This window comes from Catenibacterium sp. RTP21428st1_D7_RTP21428_210409 (genome assembly GCF_040227455.1).
Taxonomy (GTDB): Bacteria; Bacillota_I; Bacilli_A; order Erysipelotrichales; family Coprobacillaceae; genus Catenibacterium; species Catenibacterium mitsuoka_A.
This window is the reverse complement of record NZ_JBEHVX010000039.1, coordinates 1-18,919: the sequence shown is the minus strand read 5'-3', so window position 1 is coordinate 18,919 and position 18,919 is coordinate 1. Positions and strand designations below refer to the sequence as shown.

The following is an 18,919-nucleotide window of genomic DNA, read 5'->3' as shown; positions in this document are numbered from 1 at the left end:
AGATAACAACTAACCTTATCTACTGAAAACTTAATTTACAGGAAATAAGAATTTACACAAGATTCTTGACACTATCTAATTTAATTTAAATTTATGTTATTTTTATAGTTTTTCATCTAATTTCATTAATTTTCGTTATTTTTACATAATCAATGATTTAATCAAACAAATAATTAAGACAAAAGCCGAATCACAAACTATAGAAGTTAAAGCAGCAAACAAAGGAATACCTAAACGTTTATATGATACATTATCAAGTTTTTCAAACCAGGACAGCGGTGGAATAATCGTATTCGGTATAGATGAATCATTAGGTTTTAAACCCGTAGGTGTCTATGATTTGCAGGATTTACAAAAAAAGTAACTGAACAATGCAACCAAATGGAACCTGTAGTTCGTACTATATTTACAACCACAGAATATAAAGGGGTTAATATCTGTAGTGCAGAGATACCATCAATAGATATCACTAATCGTCCATGTTACTATCGTGGTGCAGGAAAAACAAAAGGATCTTATGTTCGTGTAGGTGATGCAGATTTACCTATAACAGACTACGAAATATATTGTTTTGAATCTTATAAGGCTCATGTTCATGATGATGAAAGACCAATTGATCGTGCTGATTTATCATTATTAGATAAAGTAGGTATCAATAACTATATTCTTCAAATGAAATTAAATAGACCTTTTTTTCAAAATTATCAGAAGAACAGATTTATGAATTATTATCTATTACACGAAACGGCGTACCTACTCTTGCTTCTGTATTAAATTTCGGAATATATCCACAAGGATTGCTTCCTCAATTAGCTATTACTGCAACTGTTATTCCCGGTACTGAAATCGGTGAAACTACAAATGATGGTGTTCGTTTTCTAGATAACAAAAGAATTGAGGGAACATTATCTGAAATGTTAGATGAAGCAATTGCCTTTTGTAATAGAAATATGCGTACTCAAACAATCATTGATCAAAACACAGGAAAAAGAAATGATAAAACTGAGTACCCTATCAATGCCATAAGAGAAGCGATACTCAATGCATTAATACATCGTGATTACAGTGTTCATACTGAAGGAACTACAATCCAGATATCTTTCTTTACTAACCGTCTAGAGATTCATAGTCCAGGCAGCCTTTATGGAAAAATGACAGTTGATGATTTAGGAAAAGCAAGACCTGATTTAAGAAACCCTGCACTTGCAACAATGTCTGAATTTTTACTTAAGACAGAAAATAGATATTCAGGTATTCCTACTATTCGTAGAGAAATGAAAGAATACGGTTTACAAGAACCTTTATTCGAAAATAAGAGAAACGAGTTTGTGGTTACTTTATTCAACAAGACAGAAAATTCTATAAATAACAGCGAAGATAACACTGATTTAATCACTTTTTGTAAAACTCCAAGAACAAGACAAGAAATAAGTGATTATTTGGGTCTTAAAACTACTCAGTATGTCTCAAAGAATTACATTCAACCTCTTGTCAATCAAGGAAAGCTAAAACTCTTGTATCCCGACAAACCAAAAAGTAAAAATCAAAAATATTACTCTTAACAAAAAGACTCCTTTCGCATTGAACTATTCATATATGTCGGACTATTTTGCATGTTATCTAATAATTATTAAGGTTATCTCCCAAATCGATACCATTTTTGGGAGATAAATAATTATATTGGGAGAAAAAATGCAACGTTAGATTTCTAACATTGCATTTTTGTTTGCTTTAATATTTAGGTGTTAATCCTACATACATATCTTTGTAGTGTTTTGCACTCTGTTCCCAAGAGACATCTTTGTTCATGTTACGAACTACCATATCATCCCAGTATGGTCTACTTTCGAAGTAAAGTGTCTTAGCACGATTGATTGCATCATATAAAAGTCCACTTTCATATCTATCGAATGTAAATCCATTACCAGTGTTATCAAATAAGTTATAAGGCTGTACTGTATCTTTTAATCCACCAGTTTCTCTTACGATTGGTACTGAACCATATCTCATACTAATTAACTGAGTTAATCCACATGGTTCAAATCTAGATGGTACTAATAATGCATCACATCCAGCATAGATGTTATGTGCTACATTTTCATTGTAGGCAATATAAGCACAGAAGTTACCCTTATACGCGTTTTCATAATAACGGAATGCATCTTCATATTCGGCATCACCTGTACCTAATACAACAACCTGTGTATGTTCATCCATAATATGTGGAATTACACTATTTACAAGATCTAGACCCTTCTGGTTAGTCAAACGTGAAATCAAACCAATAACAATCTTATGATCATCTACTTCTAATCCTAATGATTCCTGTAAAGCTTTCTTATTTGCTTTCTTGTTTTCAATAACATTCGTACTATCATATGGCGCAGCTAATAATTTATCAGTTGCTGGATTCCAGATATCTGTATCAATACCATTTACGATACCTACAAGCTTGTTATGATGATATCTTAAGTGTTCTTCAAGACCTTCACCATATTCTTCAGTCTGGATTTCACCAGCATATGTATTACTTACTGTAGTTACAACATTACTATAAGTAATACCACCCTTTAACATATTCGCATCCAACCAATTCTGTGTGAGGCAGTCTTTATTAAATACATAATCAGGAAGTCCTGACCAGTACTGAATAGTCTTTCTATCATAGATTCCCTGGAATCTTAAGTTATGAATAGTAAGTACGCAGCTTGCACGTCCTACATTGCTGTCTTTAAAGCATGTTCTTAAGTATAGAGGAACTAAAGCAGCCTGCCAGTCATGACAATGTACAACATCAGGTGTCCAATCTAAATAGTTAAGTGCTGCAAGAGCTGCTTTACCAAAATAACAGAATTTAGGAATATCATCGATTAGGTTAGTATATGGATTACCCCAAGAGAAGAATTCATCGTTATCAATAAAATCATAAACAACGCCATCTTCCTGGTATTCCATAATACCTACATAATACTGTTTACCGTCTGCACATAAGTCCATAGAGAATGAACCTTTATATTCCATCTTTTCCTGGAACTTCTGTGGAATACATTTATATCTAGGAATAATAACTTTAACATCACAATTCAACTTAGCAAGACTCTTAGGAAGAGCAGACATAACATCTCCTAATCCACCTGTCTTTACAAATGGATAACACTCAGAACCAATGAATGCTACACTTCTACGTGGTCCTAAATCAACTGGAGCTGGAGCAGGAGTTTCCTGAACAACTACTTCAGGTTCTACTTCAACCTTCTTTTCAACTTCAGGAGCTACTGTTTCTTCTACTTCAGGTTCTTCCTTCTTAACTGTTTCTTTCTTAGTAGCTGTAGCCTTCTTAGTTGTCTTCTTTGCGGTTGCTTTCTTAGTTGTCTTTTTAGGTGCTTCTTCTTTTACAGCTTCTGTCTTAGCTGCAGTCGCTTTTTTAGCTGTTGTTTTCTTAGTAGTTGTAGTCTTCTTAGCTGTCGCTTTTTTAGGTTCAGCTTCTGCTACTGTTTCTACCTTAGCAGTTGCTTCCTTTACGGGAGTTTCTTTTTTAGTTGCAGTCTTAGTGGCTGTAGCTTTCTTAACTGTTTCCTTTACGGGAGCAGCTTCTTTTGTTGTATCCTTAGCAGCTGTTGTTACTGTTTCTTCCTTAACAGCAGCTGCTTTTGTAGTTGTTTTCTTTGTAGTTTTCTTTCTCATATCTTCTTCTCCGATCTCTTAGATTAAAACAAACCATAAAACCTTAACTTTCTCATTTTCTCTTGCAACATCCCCTACTATTACAATTAAACTTTAAGTTCACTTAAAGTTAGTAATATATTCAAAATATTTCTTTATTTATTGTACCATAATCTGTAAAAGTTGTTTATACAAAAGAGACTTATTCCAAAAAATGGATTTATGCATATTCCTCCAAATACTTATTATATGTATTCTTATCAATATAAACATATACCTTATCCCAGAAAGCATCATAATCATTATTAATAGCTAATCTCTCATAGCATTTATCAGCATTCTCTTCTGATATATCATTATCATAATCACGAAGTACTTCTGCTTCTTCTATAAGTCCTATCTCATCAAATACTTTCACAGCATCAGCATATGATTTTAGATCTAAACCATCCATACCTAGTTCCGTATCACAATCAATAACAGCAATAATATTCTTGATCCACAAAGGATACTTTTCTAATTCACCTCTTACCTCTGGATATTCATATATATCAGTTTTTGCCTGTACAAAATCTTCACCATTTGTGATTTCTGATATTGCGTGATCTATAAAGTTCATTTCTTCAGTCACCTCTCTTGTAATATATTTTAACATTATTCTCTGAAACAATAGAAAAAATGAATCAGTCGCAAAGATCATTTCAAAACATTCCCTGTATTTAAACGGGGATTTGCGTATGTTTAGTGCTTATACGAATGGGGATTTGCGTATGTTTAGCACTTATGTGAACAAGGATTTGTGTATTTTCATTTACAATAAAATCCAAATTATATATGAAATACAGTACTAAAAAATGTGCTACGCAACCTCATGTGTAGCACATTTTTTACAACTATATTAATTATTTATTTACGTATTTGTGAATTGTTGCTTTTACAGCACCTTTGCCAGCAATCATTTCACTAAATATTTCTTCAACCTTTTCACCAACGCCATCCTTGTAAAGATCAGTAAAGAATAGACGTTCATTAGATAAAATTGGTTTCAACTGGTCTTTGAATGTTTCTGGTTTTCCAACAACAATATTACCAAGCTGTTCCTGAAGTTCTTCATTCATTGGATCTGGTGCAAGTTCATATGTATTACCTTCATCATCTACACCTAACATATATCTGAGCCATCCAGCAATTCCTAGAGGGATTGCAGTAAGCTGAGACGCATCACCAAACTTTTGAACATATGCTTTAATTGTTTCACCAAAACGAATACCAACCATCTGAGATACATCTACTGAAAGACGAAGATTTGTATCACCTAAATATTCGTTAGGGAAACGATCATTAAATAGTTCATCCACAAATGCCTGAGGTGAAAGAATTCCTGGATCTTTTACAACTGGTAAACCTTCATCATAAGCCACCATACGAGCCATCTTCATCATATCTGGATTAGTATTTAACATATGAGCAAATAAATCATATCCAAGCACAACACCTAGTGGTCCTGTTGCAGAATGAACTGGGTTTAAGCATACTGTTACTTTCATTCTTTCACTTAAATTAACAGTTTCTCTATCGGCCATATATACACCAAATCCTTTTTCTAATGCTGGACGTCCATTTGGAAAATGATCTTCAATAACAAGATATTGTGGCTTTTCAGCATTTACAAATGGTGCAATATAAGTCTTCTTACTTGTAATAACTGGCTGCATGTTTTCTACACCAAGTTTTTCTAAATCATCAGCAATCTTTTCACTTGGTCTAGGTGTAATCTTATCAATCATTGTCCAAGGGAATGCAACAACATTTTCATCACTTACATAATCAATAAAATCAGAATCTACAAATCCTAATTTTTCCCATTCTTCTGCCATCATTAATACAGATTCACAAAGTTTAGCTCCATTTTGAGAGCAGTTATCCATAGATACTAATGCAAGAGGATATTTACCTGCTTTATATCTTTCTAACAACATTGCAACAACAACAGCCATGGCACCCGTTGCATGTTCTGGTCCATTATTAATATCTGCTTCTACAAATGGGAACCAGCTGCCATCTGCTTTTTGAAGTGCATAACCTTTTTCAGTAATAGTGAAAGATACCATCTGTAATGATTCACTAGTAAAGATTTCCTTTAAACGATTCCATTCTTCTGCGTTAGAAGACTGTGCTTTAACTGCTTCAGCCAATGATCCAATGACTTTATATTCACGAGTACCATCACCATGAAGAATAACGCTCAGTCCAAGATTATCATATGGCTTATAAATCTTATCCACTACATCATAATCAAATGTTTCTACACAAGTAATTCCTCTGTCAAGATTTCCATCTTCTAGAAGACCATCTGCAATTCCACCAATAAAGATTCTAAAAATATTACCTACTCCAAAATGTACCCATTTAGGTGCATCTTGTGCTTTCTTTGAAACCTTCTCTACATCATAGTTTGGGAGCACAATATTTGCGTCTTCCCATGCTTTACGATTTTTAATACCTTCCAATGTTAATTTCATATCTGCCTCCGTTTAGACCTCTTTCTTTAGCTTTTGACTTATGCTTAGGTCTAAGTCATAAGTTAAGTATATACCCGTCGAAAATAAATGTCTATCAAAAAATATAGCGTTTTCATTTTTTTGCAATTTAAAGTTAAAGTTTAGTTTATAAGTAGAAAAGTAAGAAAATCCATTATAAAATATACAACAGATTAGATAAGGAGAGATTGTTATGGTTGAAAAAGGAATGAATCCAGCTGCACTAAAAAAAATAAACCGTGATAAGGTTTATAAATACATTTATCAACAAAAAGAGGTTTCTAAACAACAAATCGTTCAAGATCTGCATTTAGGTCTTTCTACTGTCAGTCAGAACTTAAATGAATTAGAACAAGAGGGTCGCATTCGCCGTGATCGTTATTTTCAATCAACAGGTGGAAGAAAAGCACAAATCATCCAGATTGTTGAAGATGATCGTATTAGTATTGGACTTGGTATACTGAAAGATATGTTTCATATTGTGGCAGTCAATCTATATGGTGAAGCAATTGCAACAGAAACAATTGAACTCTCATATAAAAGTGATGATGTATACTATGATACACTTGCGAAAGAAGTTGAACAGTTTATCCAGAATCAACACTATGACACACATAAAATAGAAGGTATCTCTATTGCCACACAAGGAATAATCTCTCTAGATGGAACATCTATGACTTATGGAAACATCATGGGGAATATAAAAATGAAGCTTTCAGATTTCTCATCTCGATTACCTTATCCTTGTCACTTAGAACATGATTCTAAATCTGCTGCAGATCTTGAATTATGGAATCATCCACAATTAGATAGTACGATTGTTATTCTTTTGAATCCAAACCTTGGTGGAGCCATCATCACTCATCATGAAGTTCATGTAGGACATCATATGCGTAGTGGTTTGATTGAACATATGTGCATTGATCCAGCTGGTCCAGAATGTTATTGTGGACATCATGGGTGTTTAGAAACATATTGTTCAGCCAATGCATTAAAAGCAGCTGCAAATATGCCAATAAAAGAATTCTTTAACACATTACATACAGAAGAGTCTCCAAATCTGCAGCAAATCTGGAAAGGTTATCTAGATCATCTTGCATTTGCGATTTCTAACTTAAATCTTGTGATTGATTGTCCAGTAATCATCAGCGGATACCTTGCACCATACTTTCAAAAGGAAGATATGAAATACCTCATAGATCAAATTAATGAACATTCTCCTTTCCAAATGGAAGAAGATCAGATACTCGTTGGTACGCATGGACAATATACTCCAGCTATCGGAGCGGCACTGTATTATGTAAAACAATCATTAGAATTGTAATCATAATTTTCAATACTAAATCAAATATCTCAAAGCACCTGCTATCCTCAAAATTTTCATAAAACGCAGGTGCTTTTCCTATAAACAAAAAAACGAAAACCCAAAAAATACTTTCGGCATTATTTGTTGGTGTCCAGATAAGATTAGAACTTACGTCCTTTCATATAGGAGGATTAGCCACTCTTGACTGTAGTACCATTTTAGTCTGATAGAGTTATATTATAAGAATAATGATTTCAATCATTCTTATGGTAATTGCAGCGTGTGCAGCTTTTTTTCTTTGGTACTGGAATTAAGTTGAGGTAGTTCACTATATTTCAAATACTCAATTGGCTAAACAGTGTTTCCCCAATTCAAAAACTGCTCTATCACAATTACTGGACATAAATTCTACTAATTTCTCCATAAAAATCACCTGAAACAAAAAGAGATTTGAATGATGAACATACATCAATCAAATCTCTTTTATCATTTACAGGCTAAAAGCCTGTTAATATTTTAAAATGGCGTCCCAGATAAGATTTGAACTTACGACCTTTCGCTTAGGAGGCGAATGCTCTATCCAGCTGAGCTACTGAGACACTTACAAAGGGGCTTATGCCCCTTTTTATAATTCGCGATGTACTTTGACACCATTCTCTTTCACAATCATACCAGGAACACCTACTACTGTACAGTTCGGTGGTACATCTTTCAATACAACTGAATTCGCACCTACAATACTGTTATCTCCAATAGTAATATCACCAATGATTTTTGCACCAGCTGAAATCATTACATTATTGTGTAAGGTTGGATGTCTTTTACATGTATGTTCTCCTGTACCTACCCCTCCAAGAGTCACACCTTGATATAATAAACAATCATCACCAATAATGGTTGTTTCCCCAATTACAACTCCCATACCATGGTCAATAAATAATCGTTTACCAATGGTTGCACCTGGATGAATTTCAATCCCTGTAAAAAAGCGTGCTACTTGTGACAGGAAACGTGCAATTAATTTCATATGACATTTTGTCCATAAGAAATGATTGATGCGATAAAAAAAGATAGCATGTACACCTGGATAGTTCAATATGACATTGAACCAGTTACGTGATGCTGGATCATTTTCTAATACTGCACCAACAATAGTTTTCGCCATTCTCCCCACTCCTTTTTCCCTATTATAAGGATTTATCATTTGATGGTCAAATAATGTAATAACAAATCCTAGCCATCTTAGGGATTATATACTGTCATTGACAAAATATAATATATTTTTTTATTATCTCTCTAAACAGGGAGGATGTTATGTTTCATATTGCGATTATAGATGATGATCAATCGATTCATCAAAAGTTAGAAGAAATGATTACTTCTATATTATTCAAATACCCTATACATTTTACAGTATCTCACTTCTTTTCTGGTAATGAGTTTCTCACCTCATTTCTAATACTCTTTACTTAATAAAAAATCTACTATGTTCATTGTTTTTATTCCTTCATAGTTACCACCCGCAAAATCATCTGCCATCACAACATACTTAGGATAATTATCTCTGATTTCTAGAAGTTGTTCATATTCCCTTTTCTGTGTTTTTTCAGATTTGATTTCTTGTGTCACCTGAACATAGATTTTTTCATTTTGTTTTGTTGCAACAAAATCAATTTCTTTATCTTTTGTCTTGCCTATGTAAACATTATAGCCTCTTCTTTTAAGTTCTAAATATACTATGTTTTCTAGAGATGAAGCAACACTATCTACAGTATAGCCCAATTCAGAATAACGCAAAGAAACATCTGCAGGATAGAATTTCTCCTGTGTTTTTAATATATTTTTTCCTTGAAGATCATATCGAGAACACTTATGAAGAATATAGGCTTTCTGTAATTTCTCTAAGTAACTATGAACTGTTTCATTATCAATTTTTCTCTGTTCTGATTTGAAATAATTAGAAATTGATTTTGCAGAAAATGTATTTCCAATATTATTAAACGTATATTTTACAACTCTTTCTAACTGGTCTATCTTCTTGACTTGGTTTCTACGTACAATATCAGAAAAAATAGTAGAATTATAGATGTCCTTCACAATCGTGTAAACTTCATCCTGAGAATAATCCTGTAAATGAGTTGCAGGGAATCCACCCAATCGTACATATTGGCTAAATTCCTGTTTCAAATCCTTAAGAGTCGTATAGCTTTTCTTGAACATAAGATATTCTTCAAATGACAAAGTATAAATATGAAAAGTAATATATCTGCCTGTTAGATATGTAGATATCTCTGAAGACATCATTCTTGAATTGGATCCTGTAATATAGATATCTACATCAAAGTCTGAAGCAAGCGTATTCACTACTTTTTCTCATCCTTCAATTTCTTGTATCTCATCTAAGAATAAGTATGTCTTTTTTGATTGTATTATTTTTGACTTCAATTCCAGATACAATTCTTTTGTAGTCATATCTTCATATTCCATAGAATCAAAGCGATAATTAAGAATCTGTTCATCGTCCACATTCTTTTCTTTTTTGATTTTTTTAATAATCATTTTCAGAATTGTTGATTTACCGCAGCGTCGAACTCCAGTCAATATTTTCACAAATGGAGTATCTACAAAAGGCATGATTTTGTCTAAATATAGTGGTCTTTCTATCATACAATCACCTCTTCCATGTATATGGAATCGCAAAACTACCATTTCAACAATAGTTTTGCGGTTTTAAACCGTAAAACTTTCAATCATAATAAACTATTGAGATTAAAAAGGTGTCATTTTACTGACACCTTTAGCCTTTATTAGGAAACTTAGAATATACAAATTGACGTAAACGTGGATGTTCTCTCTTATAAATGAGCTGATAGAGCACATATGCGATTATACTTGCTGCTACAGCATCCATAAATGAATGCTGTTTGATGAACATTGTAGATAATGTAATAAGTACTGCTGAGATAGTCGCAAATATATGCATTGGTTTATTGTCTTTGAATTTCTTTGATTTAATAAGTGCTATCGCACATCCTATTGAATTAAATACATGAATACTTGGAAATACGTTAGTTGGTTTATCTGCCCCATAAATAAATCTTAACCAGAATTGTTCAAAGGCATTCCCTGTAAGTACTTCTGGACGATGACAGAATGTTGTTGGGAAGATTGTGAATATGATAAGTGAAATAGTCATACCACAGGCTAGAAATGAAAAGCCACGATAGAATTCATCTGCATCATAGAAAAACAAGAATAACAAAGTTCCTGCAACAAATAAAAACCAATAGATATAAGGAATAATAAATGCTGGTACAAATGGTATGATACGGTCTAATCCTACATACATATCAAAGAAATGACTAATATCTCTTTGTTGTAAGCCAAAGTACCAAGGCATATAAAATACAAAATAGACAAGAACCCATGCATGTTCATGAGTCTTTATGAATTTCTTAATCATTTAATCACCCAAATTTTATTCTATCGATTCAGTAGGTAATAGTCAACATAAAAAAAACAGTGATAGAATCACTGTTAATTGAAACCAAATAGTTTCTGTGCAAGTTTATATCCACCAACGATTAGTTTACGTCCTAGTGGATCATTTAATTGCATAGCAAGACCTAACGCAGTCTTCTTTACTTCCTTATAAACGGCAGGCTTTGTATCCTTCATATAAGCCCATAAATCATTACGTTTCTGTAGGTTTTCTTCTGTACCACTCTTTACGCAGAGTACTGTAGTTACTGTAGTAATCATAGATAAATACTTAATTAAGTATTTTCTCATCTTACGTGATTTAAGCTTATCAATATCAATCGCATCAATCATACGTTTATTCACTCTGATCTGCTGATCAATACGTCCAATCATCACTGTTTCATTCACTGACTGATCATCACGACCAATGAAATAGTGATATAAATCAACATTTAGATAATACATAGTTTGAACAAATGGAATAGGTTCATACACAAATAAGTTATCTACATAGAATGTATGTTTAGGAAGTACAAGACCACTTGCACGTAATACTTCTGTACGATAGATAATTGAATGCATTAATAGGTTCTGCGATGGATAGAAATATTTCACATCATACCATCTGAAAATCTTATTTTCAGGTAATGCATTTGTATAACGAATAGGCTTCTGTGTATTCTTTGATGGTTTATCATAGACATAGTTACAGATCATCATATCGACATCATTGCCAAGTTTCTTTAATGTCTGAATCACTTTAACTAAAGATGCTTCATCAAACCAGTCATCACTGTCTAATACTTTAAAGAAGCGTCCGGTTGCATTCTTTAAACCAGTATTCACTGCTTCACCATGTCCACCATTTTCCTGATGTATACATCTGATTGTTGCAGGATATTCTTCCTCTAATAAATCTCCTATTTCTCCTGTCTTATCCTTAGAACCATCATCAATGATTAAGATTTCAATATCATTTTCACATATTAATAATGGTTCGATAGCATGTCTCATATAATCTTGTGAATTATAACAAGGCACTGCAACTGTAAGAGTTTTCATACATTTACCTCCATATAGATTTATTTTACCATAAATCACCTTAATAAGGCTATAATTTATCAACTATCGCTTGTGTTTACATCTAAAATTAATGTAATATATACTGTATACGTAAGGAGTTGAGGTTAAAAAAATGAATAGAGACGTAACATATAAGGATAGTTTACTATTTCATATTAGTACAATGAAAATCCTTTGTCCTGTATTTGGTATTATCATGTTAGTTCTTGGCTTTATAGAAGCAAAAGACGGTTATTATGTGATTACAGGGCTTGGTGTCATCGGGCTTCTACTTATGATTTATATCACTTTAAAGGTGAACAAGAAGAAGACTTTCTCTTATATGATGACTGAAGATGATATTACTTTTAAAGAAGGTAATAATGAAAAGAAGTATGCTTATGAAGACATTACTAAACTAGTAGATGATGGTAAAACACTTACTATTTATTCTAAAGAAGGAGTGATTGCACAGCTTTCTTCATTAGAATTTGAAGTGGCTGATTTAGCTGAATTAGTTGAAGAATGTACTGATCATAAGATCCCTTATGAAGATGTTGAGGGTACAAAGGAAGCACCTAGTCGTATGCCTGCTGTATCAGTTACTAAACCAGTGATGCTTGTATTAACACTTATCCAGTTAGTGTCATTAGTGGCTGGTATGATTGGTGCACTTGATTCTCTTGTTGTGGGTGGATTAATTTCTATCGTTATCCCTGTGCTTGCAGGTATTTACTATTTAGGTCTAACTGCCGAAGGAAATCAGCCAGCAATCAAAGAATTGTATGGATTGTTCTTCGGTAACTTTATTATCCCTACTATTACAGGATGGTTAATTCTATTTACTAAATATGCAATGGAAAATACAAGACCTGTTATTTATGCAACAATTATTGTATTCTTAATTATCTTTGTATTCTATCGCTGGATTGGTGAAAAAGCTGGATTACCTAGAGATGCATTATTTACATGCTTCCTAGTTATCTTTATTCCACTTGCATTATGCTGGATCAATGATCCTCTTGCAAAGGTAACTAATACAGAGGAATGTGTTATTACTAAGACAGAACATTATACAACTAAGTTCTCACAGGTATATCATTTCAATGTAAAAACAGGTAAAAAGAAATTTACTTATCGTGCTACTGCCAAAGAATTTAAAGAGTATAAAAAAGGCGATACAATCACAATCGTTACTAAAACTGGACCTTTCGCAGTCAGTTATAAAGAAATCAAGAAATAGGCATTTGCCTATTTCTTTTTTTATTCAAAAAAATAGAGTTCCATCATGGGAACTCTATTTTAATCTTTGTGAATAAATGAATTGATGCAATCCACTAGTTCATCAAATTCCACAATAATCTTGTCTAAATATTCCTTTCCGGCTGGTTCTAGGTGATAATACACTCTAGCTTTATTGTGGTAAATGATTGTATTACTTGAAATATAGCCATTTTCAATGAGTTTGTAGATAATAGGATACATAGTACCATTCTTCGGTTCAATACGACCCTTAGATTTTTCTGCAATCTCTTTAGTTAGTTCATACGCATATTGATCTTTTTCTTTCAATAAGCTTAAAATCATTAAATCAAGTTTAAATAAATAGTTTGAAGTCTTTGCCATAATTAATCACCTATAATAAGAATATCAAATATTAGAAGCGTTTTCAATACATTTTTTAAATAAAATGACGTATTTGTGCACCAAACTGTACTTTTATCCTGTTTACAATAAAAAAAGCGTCATTTTTTAAAATAGCGTGTAAGAAAAAGAACTCTATGCCTTAAGAGTTCTTTTTCTTACCATATCAATATACTGGTCTTCATGTAGGATTCTAATATCCTGACCTTGTCTTGATAGTGTCATGGCTTTTTTTATCTTCTTATTGCCTTTTTGATATCTTGTCTGCTTGTAGTCCTTTTTCCCAATAACGAGATATCTTGTCTGTGTTGTGACATGGAATGATGGTGTCATACCATCCTGTTCTACAAATGCTTCTATTTCTTGTTTTGTATGAGCAAGTTTCCCCGTGAAAGCAACTGTTTCTTTCTGTATTCCCATCTTTACTTCCTGTACCTTATCGCTTGATACAAGAGGTTCAATAAAAGAACTTGTCATACGTCCTAAAGGGACATTTTCCTTCTCGTGGAGCTCTTTAAGACTTGTATAGTGATGTTCATCCATCATCTTCTTTAAAAGCTCTGCACAGGCTAAAGAATCAGCCAATGCATTATGGGCATTCTCTAATTCCACTGAATAATAATCACATAGAGAACCTAAGCCATACTTTTGTAATTCAGGATGAAACAGCTTTGCGAGTACTAATGTACATGATAAGAAACAAGTAGGCTTTCTTATACGAAACCTTCTAAATACTGCCAATAGATGATTTAGATCTGATTGGATATCATGAGATATCACAATACTGTTTTCAAAATATTGACTAATCTTTGGCCAGATTTCTGGAAAAGTGGGTTGTTTCTTTAAATCCTGTGGTCTGATCTTATGAACCTTATAACGATAGGGATCAAAAGTCAATTTAGGAGGTCTAATAAGGGAATAGAATGTTTCCTTTACTTTCATATCCTCCAATACCACTATTCCAATAGAACAGATACTAACAGGATCATTATTTAATTCTTCAATATCAAAGATTGTTATTTTTTCACTCATTCAATTCCCACTGCTTTCTTTGCTAACTGATCTGCTTGTTCATTATAGAAGTCTCCTGTATGAGCTTCTACCTTCACAAAGACAATAGGCAATTGTTTACGGTATTTAGCCATTTTATCAGCATAATACTGTGTTAACTTCTTATTGGCTTTCCATTCTCCAATAGCCCACTTTTCAATACCCATATAATCATAATAAATCACAATACCATCATATTCAGGATGTTCTACTGCATACTTTACAGCTGCAAGTGCCCCAAATATTTCTCCTGCGACATTACGACTAGATATACATTCTTCATTATCTCCATGTCCATAAAGACGTTTAATGACCTGCTGTCCATCAATTAATACAGCACCATAACCATATACTTTCTTTTTCGCATTAAAAGAACCATCTACATAAGCAATTAACCCATGTTCCATTTGAGGTATTTCTTTTTTATCAGAAATAAACTCTTCTGCTTCCGTGCGTGATGTAAAGGACTTATAAGAAGCATTCTTAAAGCCATGAATCTGCTTCTGACATTCTGCCCAAGAGTTATAAATACCTGGTACTCTTCCGTTTTTTACGGCATAATATTTCATTTTTATCACCTACCCCATAATAATGAAAACAATAGGCGTTGTCTAGTTAATTATGCAAGTTCACAAAAACTATTTACTATGTTAAAATGAAAGAAATAAACAAAGCGAGGTTATTTTATGTTGATTGAAAAGAGATTTTTGAAATATGTGAGTTTTGATACACAGTCTGATGAATCTTCTACAACATCTCCTTCTACAGAAAAACAATTTGATTTAGCTGATTTCTTAAGTGAGGAAATGCAGATTTTAGGTGTAGATGAAGTAGAAAGAACAGATCAGGGAATTGTATACGGAAAGATTTATAGTAATTCTGATGAGCCTATGAAAGCAATTGGATTTATTGCCCATATGGATACTTCTCCAGATGCAAGTGGACATGATATTCATCCACGTATTATCCGTTCTTATCCTGGAGGACGTATTATTCTTAATGAAGAAAAAAAGATGTATTTAGATCCAGAAACAAATCCTGAATTAAAAGGTCTTGTGGGTGATGATTTAATTACAACTGATGGAACTACACTTCTTGGTGCAGATGATAAAGCAGGTGTAGCTATTATTATGAGTATGGTAGAGTATATCTGCCAGAATAGAGATTTTAAGCATGGTGATATCTGTATTGCGTTTACTCCTGATGAAGAAGTAGGTAGAGGTACTGAAAACTTTGATGTCAAGAGATTTGGTGCTGATTATGCCTATACAGTAGATGGTGGTAGAATTGATGAATTCAGTTTTGAAAACTTCAATGCCTATAAGGCTGATGTCACTATTACTGGTAAGAGTTATCATCCAGGTGATTCTAAAGGTAAGATGGTGAATGCTCTTACTTTAGGTCGTCAGTTTGATACAATGCTTGGTGATAATAAGCGTCCTGAAGCAACAGAACACAAAGAAGGCTTCTATCATCTTCATCATATGGAAGGTGATGTTTCTACAGCTAAGATGACTTATATTCTAAGAGATCATGACATGGATAATATGCATGATATGATTCATACAATGCAGCTTGCTGCTTCTTATTTAAATCAGGTTAATCATGGCAATTATATTGATATTGACTTTACTTTACAGTATAAGAATATGATTGAAGTTATCAATAAGACACCTGATATTGTATATAAGGTAAAACAGGCCATGATTAATATAGGACTTGATCCTATTGCATCTCCTATTAGAGGTGGCACTGATGGGGCTAATTTAAGCTTTATGGGACTTCCTTGTCCTAACTTAGGTACTGGTGGATATAACTACCATGGTCCTTATGAATTCTGTAGTATTAATTCTATGAAAAAGGGTGTTAAGTTACTTCTTGAATTGATTAAGGAGGCATAATATATGAAGTGTTTGTTTATCATTAATCCTTCTAGTGGGACACATGCATTCCAGAAATCTATTGATCAGTTTATTGGTCAATTAATTCTTCATACTAACGTAAATACAATTGATACTTACTTTACTAGAGGAAAGAATGATGGATTAGAACGTGCTGCTAGACTGACTAAAAATGAATATGACTTTATTGTGGCAGTAGGTGGAGATGGTACTATTAATGAAATCATAACAGGACTTATTAAGAGTGAATCTAAGATTCCTCTTGCGATACTAGCAGCAGGTACTGTCAATGACTTTGCAACTTACCTTAATCTTCCTAATACACCAGAAGCATTCCGTGATATGATTGCTCGTTTTAAAACAAAGAAGATTGATGCAGGTTATGTAGATGATCATTGTTTTGCGAATGTATTAAGTGGTGGCATGTTTAGTGATATTGGATTTCTTGTCACTAAAGAGGAAAAGAAGAAATTTGGTCCTCTTGCCTACTATATCAATGGATTGAAGATGTTACCTGAACAGTTAGGCTTATCACTTCATCTTAAAGTAAAAGCAGATGAAATAGAGTTTGAAGAAGATGCCGCCTTATTCATGATTACGAATAGTTCTCATGTAGGAGGATTTCCAGGAGTGACTCCATATGCTTCTACAAGTGATGGTAAGTTAGATCTTATTATTATTAAAAAAGGGAATGTAGCTGAACTACTTAATGTCTTTATGGATTATAAGCGTAATCTTCATCCTCAAAATCCAATGATTCGTTATGTTCAGGCAAAGGATATCACAATCAGTTGTGATGAAGATATTGTCTATGATATTGATGGTGAAAAAGGACAGAGTTTCCCTGTTCATGTTGAATGTTTAAGACATGCAGTTTCACTCATTATTCCAGACCAGGATGAAAAGTAAACACAAAGAGGAAAATCAATTGATTTTCCTCCTTTTTAGTTCATGATGTTAAGTTATTTATTTCTTTGTAAAGAACTTGATACTTCTATAGATATAGTAAGCAAGGGCAGCACCTGCCATATAATAGAAGAAATCAGTAACATCAAAATAGCCTCTTAATGAAAGTAATTTAGCTACTTCGAAAATAAAGCTAACACCTAAAATAAATGTGATTAACTGTCCTAATGTACAATCCTTCTTGATCACATAATATAATGCGATTGGCATCACTAAGAATATCTTCACGATAATATTCATCTGTAACGCCTGATAATTTGAATTAGGATCATAGTAGAACGGAACAAGATTAGTCGCATAAGCTATTCAAGAGAAGTAAGGTGTACTATTACTTAGAATAGGTCTTTTCTCTATTATAAATGCGATAAATACAAGTAAGTAGAACACGATAATGCATGATTTAAACGATAGGGTCTTTTTCATAATTTCCTCCATTTCCCCGCGCCTTCGTTGCGCGGACACAAATATATAACCAAACTCAAATCCCCCAAAACTCTAGTGTGCATCTCGATATAATAGTATAATCAAAGAGAGGTGGTATACTACAGAACACGTGAGGGAGAGTAGGCAATTCTACTCAAATAGAATATCCTGAATAATTATAAGTCGCCGCTATCTTTTCAAGCACAAATAAGTTGGACTTAGAGCCAGGACACTTAAGATTGTACAATCAACTGAGTGATTAGCTTAGATAGCAGTCAATGCCACTTCTCTTCTTTCAATGAAAGGAGAGATTTTTTTATGAAGATTGTTAGACCAATCTGCTGTGGCATGGATGTTCACAAGAATATCATTGTGGCTACAATCGGTATTACTAATAAGAAAACTCGTATTACCGAATACATCCAAGAAACGTTTTCAACTTTAAACCATGATTTACTGAATCTTAAACAGTGGCTCATTAATCACAAATGCTTTGATGCATGCATGGAATCTACTGGTAAATATTGGATTCCAATTTTCAACATCTTAGAAGATGAAATCAATATTTACTTAACTCATCCAAAATATGTCAAAGCAATTAAAGGGAAGAAGACTGACAAGAAAGATTCAAAATGGATCTGTGATTTATTTAAACATGATCTAATCAAATTTTCTTTCATACCGCCCAAAGAAATAAGAGCTTTACGAGAAATATCTCGCTATCGCTATAAATTAGTTGGAATGCGTTCCTCTGAACGTAATCGATATCAAAACTGTATGACAGTTTCCAATATCGGTATTGGATCTGTATTTTCAGATCCGTTTGGAAAGTCTGCACAAGCAATCATGAAAGAAGTACTTGAGTCAGATATCATTGAAGA

Annotated in this window: 18 protein-coding genes, 1 tRNA gene and 1 pseudogene; 8 read left to right on the top strand and 12 right to left on the bottom strand. The window is 33.1% G+C overall.

Annotated elements, in window-relative coordinates; translation table 11 throughout:
* The first annotated feature begins 124 nt into the window (after window positions 1-124).
* The 3 genes from ABUA27_RS07125 to ABUA27_RS07115 are packed head-to-tail and all read left to right on the top strand — an operon-like array spanning window position 125 to window position 1,562.
* Window positions 125-364 carry an AlbA family DNA-binding domain-containing protein gene (locus ABUA27_RS07125; protein ID WP_349820474.1) on the top strand — a complete coding sequence of 80 codons (240 nt, stop codon included), beginning with the start codon at window positions 125-127 and terminating at the stop codon, window positions 362-364.
* 17 nt (window positions 365-381) lie between these two features.
* A complete protein-coding gene (locus tag ABUA27_RS07120) occupies window positions 382-774 on the top strand; it encodes a hypothetical protein (protein WP_349820473.1) in 393 nt (130 codons plus the stop codon).
* Window positions 775-797: 23 nt separating this feature from the next.
* On the top strand, window positions 798-1,562 hold the full coding sequence (locus tag ABUA27_RS07115) for an ATP-binding protein (RefSeq protein ID WP_349820472.1): 765 nt from the start codon (window positions 798-800) through the stop codon (window positions 1,560-1,562).
* A 169-nt stretch (window positions 1,563-1,731) separates the two neighbouring features.
* Here ABUA27_RS07115 and ABUA27_RS07110 read toward each other — a convergent pair whose 3' ends face one another.
* The 3 genes from ABUA27_RS07110 to ABUA27_RS07100 form a co-directional block, all read right to left on the bottom strand.
* On the bottom strand, window positions 1,732-3,684 hold the full coding sequence (locus ABUA27_RS07110) for a glycogen synthase (RefSeq protein ID WP_303352614.1): 1,953 nt from the start codon (window positions 3,682-3,684) through the stop codon (window positions 1,732-1,734).
* A gap of 199 nt (window positions 3,685-3,883) precedes the next feature.
* A complete protein-coding gene (locus ABUA27_RS07105) occupies window positions 3,884-4,282 on the bottom strand; it encodes a hypothetical protein (protein ID WP_349820471.1) in 399 nt (132 codons plus the stop codon).
* 283 nt (window positions 4,283-4,565) lie between these two features.
* Window positions 4,566-6,185, bottom strand: a complete 1,620-nt coding sequence (locus tag ABUA27_RS07100; protein ID WP_349820470.1) for a mannitol dehydrogenase family protein — start codon at window positions 6,183-6,185, stop codon at window positions 4,566-4,568.
* Window positions 6,186-6,396: 211 nt separating this feature from the next.
* On the opposite strand from ABUA27_RS07100, the gene ABUA27_RS07095 reads away from it, so the two are divergent.
* Window positions 6,397-7,527: an ROK family protein gene (locus ABUA27_RS07095; protein WP_303352616.1), complete on the top strand. Its 1,131-nt coding sequence runs from the start codon at window positions 6,397-6,399 to the stop codon at window positions 7,525-7,527.
* Between the two features lie 504 nt (window positions 7,528-8,031).
* Here ABUA27_RS07095 and ABUA27_RS07090 read toward each other — a convergent pair.
* The 5 genes and pseudogenes from ABUA27_RS07090 to ABUA27_RS07065 all read right to left on the bottom strand — a co-directional run bounded on the left by ABUA27_RS07090 (window position 8,032) and on the right by ABUA27_RS07065 (window position 12,054).
* A tRNA-Arg gene (locus tag ABUA27_RS07090) sits at window positions 8,032-8,108 on the bottom strand.
* A 26-nt stretch (window positions 8,109-8,134) separates the two neighbouring features.
* The gene (cysE, locus tag ABUA27_RS07085; RefSeq protein ID WP_022425388.1) at window positions 8,135-8,674 is read right to left on the bottom strand and encodes a serine O-acetyltransferase; all 540 of its coding nucleotides are present in this window, start codon (window positions 8,672-8,674) and stop codon (window positions 8,135-8,137) included.
* Window positions 8,675-8,964: 290 nt separating this feature from the next.
* Window positions 8,965-10,143 (bottom strand): annotated as a pseudogene (locus tag ABUA27_RS12695) (ATP-binding protein).
* A gap of 163 nt (window positions 10,144-10,306) precedes the next feature.
* Window positions 10,307-10,972, bottom strand: a complete 666-nt coding sequence (locus tag ABUA27_RS07070; protein ID WP_287846348.1) for a phosphatase PAP2 family protein — start codon at window positions 10,970-10,972, stop codon at window positions 10,307-10,309.
* Between the two features lie 74 nt (window positions 10,973-11,046).
* Window positions 11,047-12,054, bottom strand: coding sequence for a glycosyltransferase family 2 protein (locus ABUA27_RS07065; protein ID WP_129981926.1), 1,008 nt, complete (start codon window positions 12,052-12,054; stop codon window positions 11,047-11,049).
* A 133-nt stretch (window positions 12,055-12,187) separates the two neighbouring features.
* Between ABUA27_RS07065 and ABUA27_RS07060 the strand changes: the two genes are divergently transcribed.
* The gene (locus tag ABUA27_RS07060; protein ID WP_129981927.1) at window positions 12,188-13,297 is read left to right on the top strand and encodes a YdbT family protein; all 1,110 of its coding nucleotides are present in this window, start codon (window positions 12,188-12,190) and stop codon (window positions 13,295-13,297) included.
* Between the two features lie 59 nt (window positions 13,298-13,356).
* Here ABUA27_RS07060 and ABUA27_RS07055 read toward each other — a convergent pair whose 3' ends face one another.
* The 3 genes from ABUA27_RS07055 to ABUA27_RS07045 all read right to left on the bottom strand — a co-directional run bounded on the left by ABUA27_RS07055 (window position 13,357) and on the right by ABUA27_RS07045 (window position 15,317).
* A complete protein-coding gene (locus tag ABUA27_RS07055; RefSeq protein WP_022424491.1) occupies window positions 13,357-13,680 on the bottom strand; it encodes a PadR family transcriptional regulator in 324 nt (107 codons plus the stop codon).
* Window positions 13,681-13,833: 153 nt separating this feature from the next.
* Complete coding sequence (locus tag ABUA27_RS07050; RefSeq protein ID WP_022424490.1) at window positions 13,834-14,730, bottom strand: exonuclease domain-containing protein; 897 nt, start codon at window positions 14,728-14,730, stop codon at window positions 13,834-13,836.
* Window positions 14,727-15,317, bottom strand: coding sequence for a ribonuclease H1 domain-containing protein (locus ABUA27_RS07045; protein ID WP_303352619.1), 591 nt, complete (start codon window positions 15,315-15,317; stop codon window positions 14,727-14,729). Before ABUA27_RS07045 ends, ABUA27_RS07050 begins: the two co-directional genes overlap by 4 nt.
* 117 nt (window positions 15,318-15,434) lie before the next feature.
* On the opposite strand from ABUA27_RS07045, the gene pepT reads away from it, so the two are divergent.
* Together pepT and ABUA27_RS07035 are read left to right on the top strand one after the other, a co-directional pair.
* Window positions 15,435-16,649, top strand: a complete 1,215-nt coding sequence (pepT, locus tag ABUA27_RS07040) for a peptidase T (RefSeq protein WP_129981930.1) — start codon at window positions 15,435-15,437, stop codon at window positions 16,647-16,649.
* Window positions 16,650-16,652: 3 nt separating this feature from the next.
* Window positions 16,653-17,558: a diacylglycerol/lipid kinase family protein gene (locus tag ABUA27_RS07035; RefSeq protein ID WP_022424487.1), complete on the top strand. Its 906-nt coding sequence runs from the start codon at window positions 16,653-16,655 to the stop codon at window positions 17,556-17,558.
* 57 nt (window positions 17,559-17,615) lie between these two features.
* Here the strand turns inward: ABUA27_RS07035 and ABUA27_RS07030 are convergent, their stop codons facing one another.
* Complete coding sequence (locus ABUA27_RS07030; RefSeq protein ID WP_288835019.1) at window positions 17,616-17,921, bottom strand: VanZ family protein; 306 nt, start codon at window positions 17,919-17,921, stop codon at window positions 17,616-17,618.
* Between the two features lie 435 nt (window positions 17,922-18,356).
* Here ABUA27_RS07030 and ABUA27_RS07025 point away from each other — a divergent pair.
* A partial coding sequence (locus ABUA27_RS07025) for an IS110 family transposase (RefSeq protein ID WP_349820469.1) occupies window positions 18,357-18,919 on the top strand: 563 nt, incomplete at its 3' end.

Bases quoted from the DNA above. Each gene is read 5' to 3' on its own strand.
- ABUA27_RS07100 (WP_349820470.1), bottom strand. From the start codon at position 6,185: ATGAAATTAACATTGGAAGGTATTAAAAATCGTAAAGCATGGGAAGAC.
- ABUA27_RS07110 (WP_303352614.1), bottom strand. From the start codon at position 3,684: ATGAGAAAGAAAACTACAAAGAAAACAACTACAAAAGCAGCTGCTGTT.
- pepT (WP_129981930.1), top strand. From the start codon at position 15,435: ATGTTGATTGAAAAGAGATTTTTGAAATATGTGAGTTTTGATACACAG.
- ABUA27_RS07050 (WP_022424490.1), bottom strand. From the start codon at position 14,730: ATGAGTGAAAAAATAACAATCTTTGATATTGAAGAATTAAATAATGAT.
- ABUA27_RS07120 (WP_349820473.1), top strand. From the start codon at position 382: ATGGAACCTGTAGTTCGTACTATATTTACAACCACAGAATATAAAGGG.
- ABUA27_RS07070 (WP_287846348.1), bottom strand. From the start codon at position 10,972: ATGATTAAGAAATTCATAAAGACTCATGAACATGCATGGGTTCTTGTC.
- ABUA27_RS07065 (WP_129981926.1), bottom strand. From the start codon at position 12,054: ATGAAAACTCTTACAGTTGCAGTGCCTTGTTATAATTCACAAGATTAT.
- ABUA27_RS07060 (WP_129981927.1), top strand. From the start codon at position 12,188: ATGAATAGAGACGTAACATATAAGGATAGTTTACTATTTCATATTAGT.
- ABUA27_RS07095 (WP_303352616.1), top strand. From the start codon at position 6,397: ATGGTTGAAAAAGGAATGAATCCAGCTGCACTAAAAAAAATAAACCGT.
- ABUA27_RS07045 (WP_303352619.1), bottom strand. From the start codon at position 15,317: ATGAAATATTATGCCGTAAAAAACGGAAGAGTACCAGGTATTTATAAC.
- cysE (WP_022425388.1), bottom strand. From the start codon at position 8,674: ATGGCGAAAACTATTGTTGGTGCAGTATTAGAAAATGATCCAGCATCA.
- ABUA27_RS07055 (WP_022424491.1), bottom strand. From the start codon at position 13,680: ATGGCAAAGACTTCAAACTATTTATTTAAACTTGATTTAATGATTTTA.
- ABUA27_RS07035 (WP_022424487.1), top strand. From the start codon at position 16,653: ATGAAGTGTTTGTTTATCATTAATCCTTCTAGTGGGACACATGCATTC.
- ABUA27_RS07105 (WP_349820471.1), bottom strand. From the start codon at position 4,282: ATGAACTTTATAGATCACGCAATATCAGAAATCACAAATGGTGAAGAT.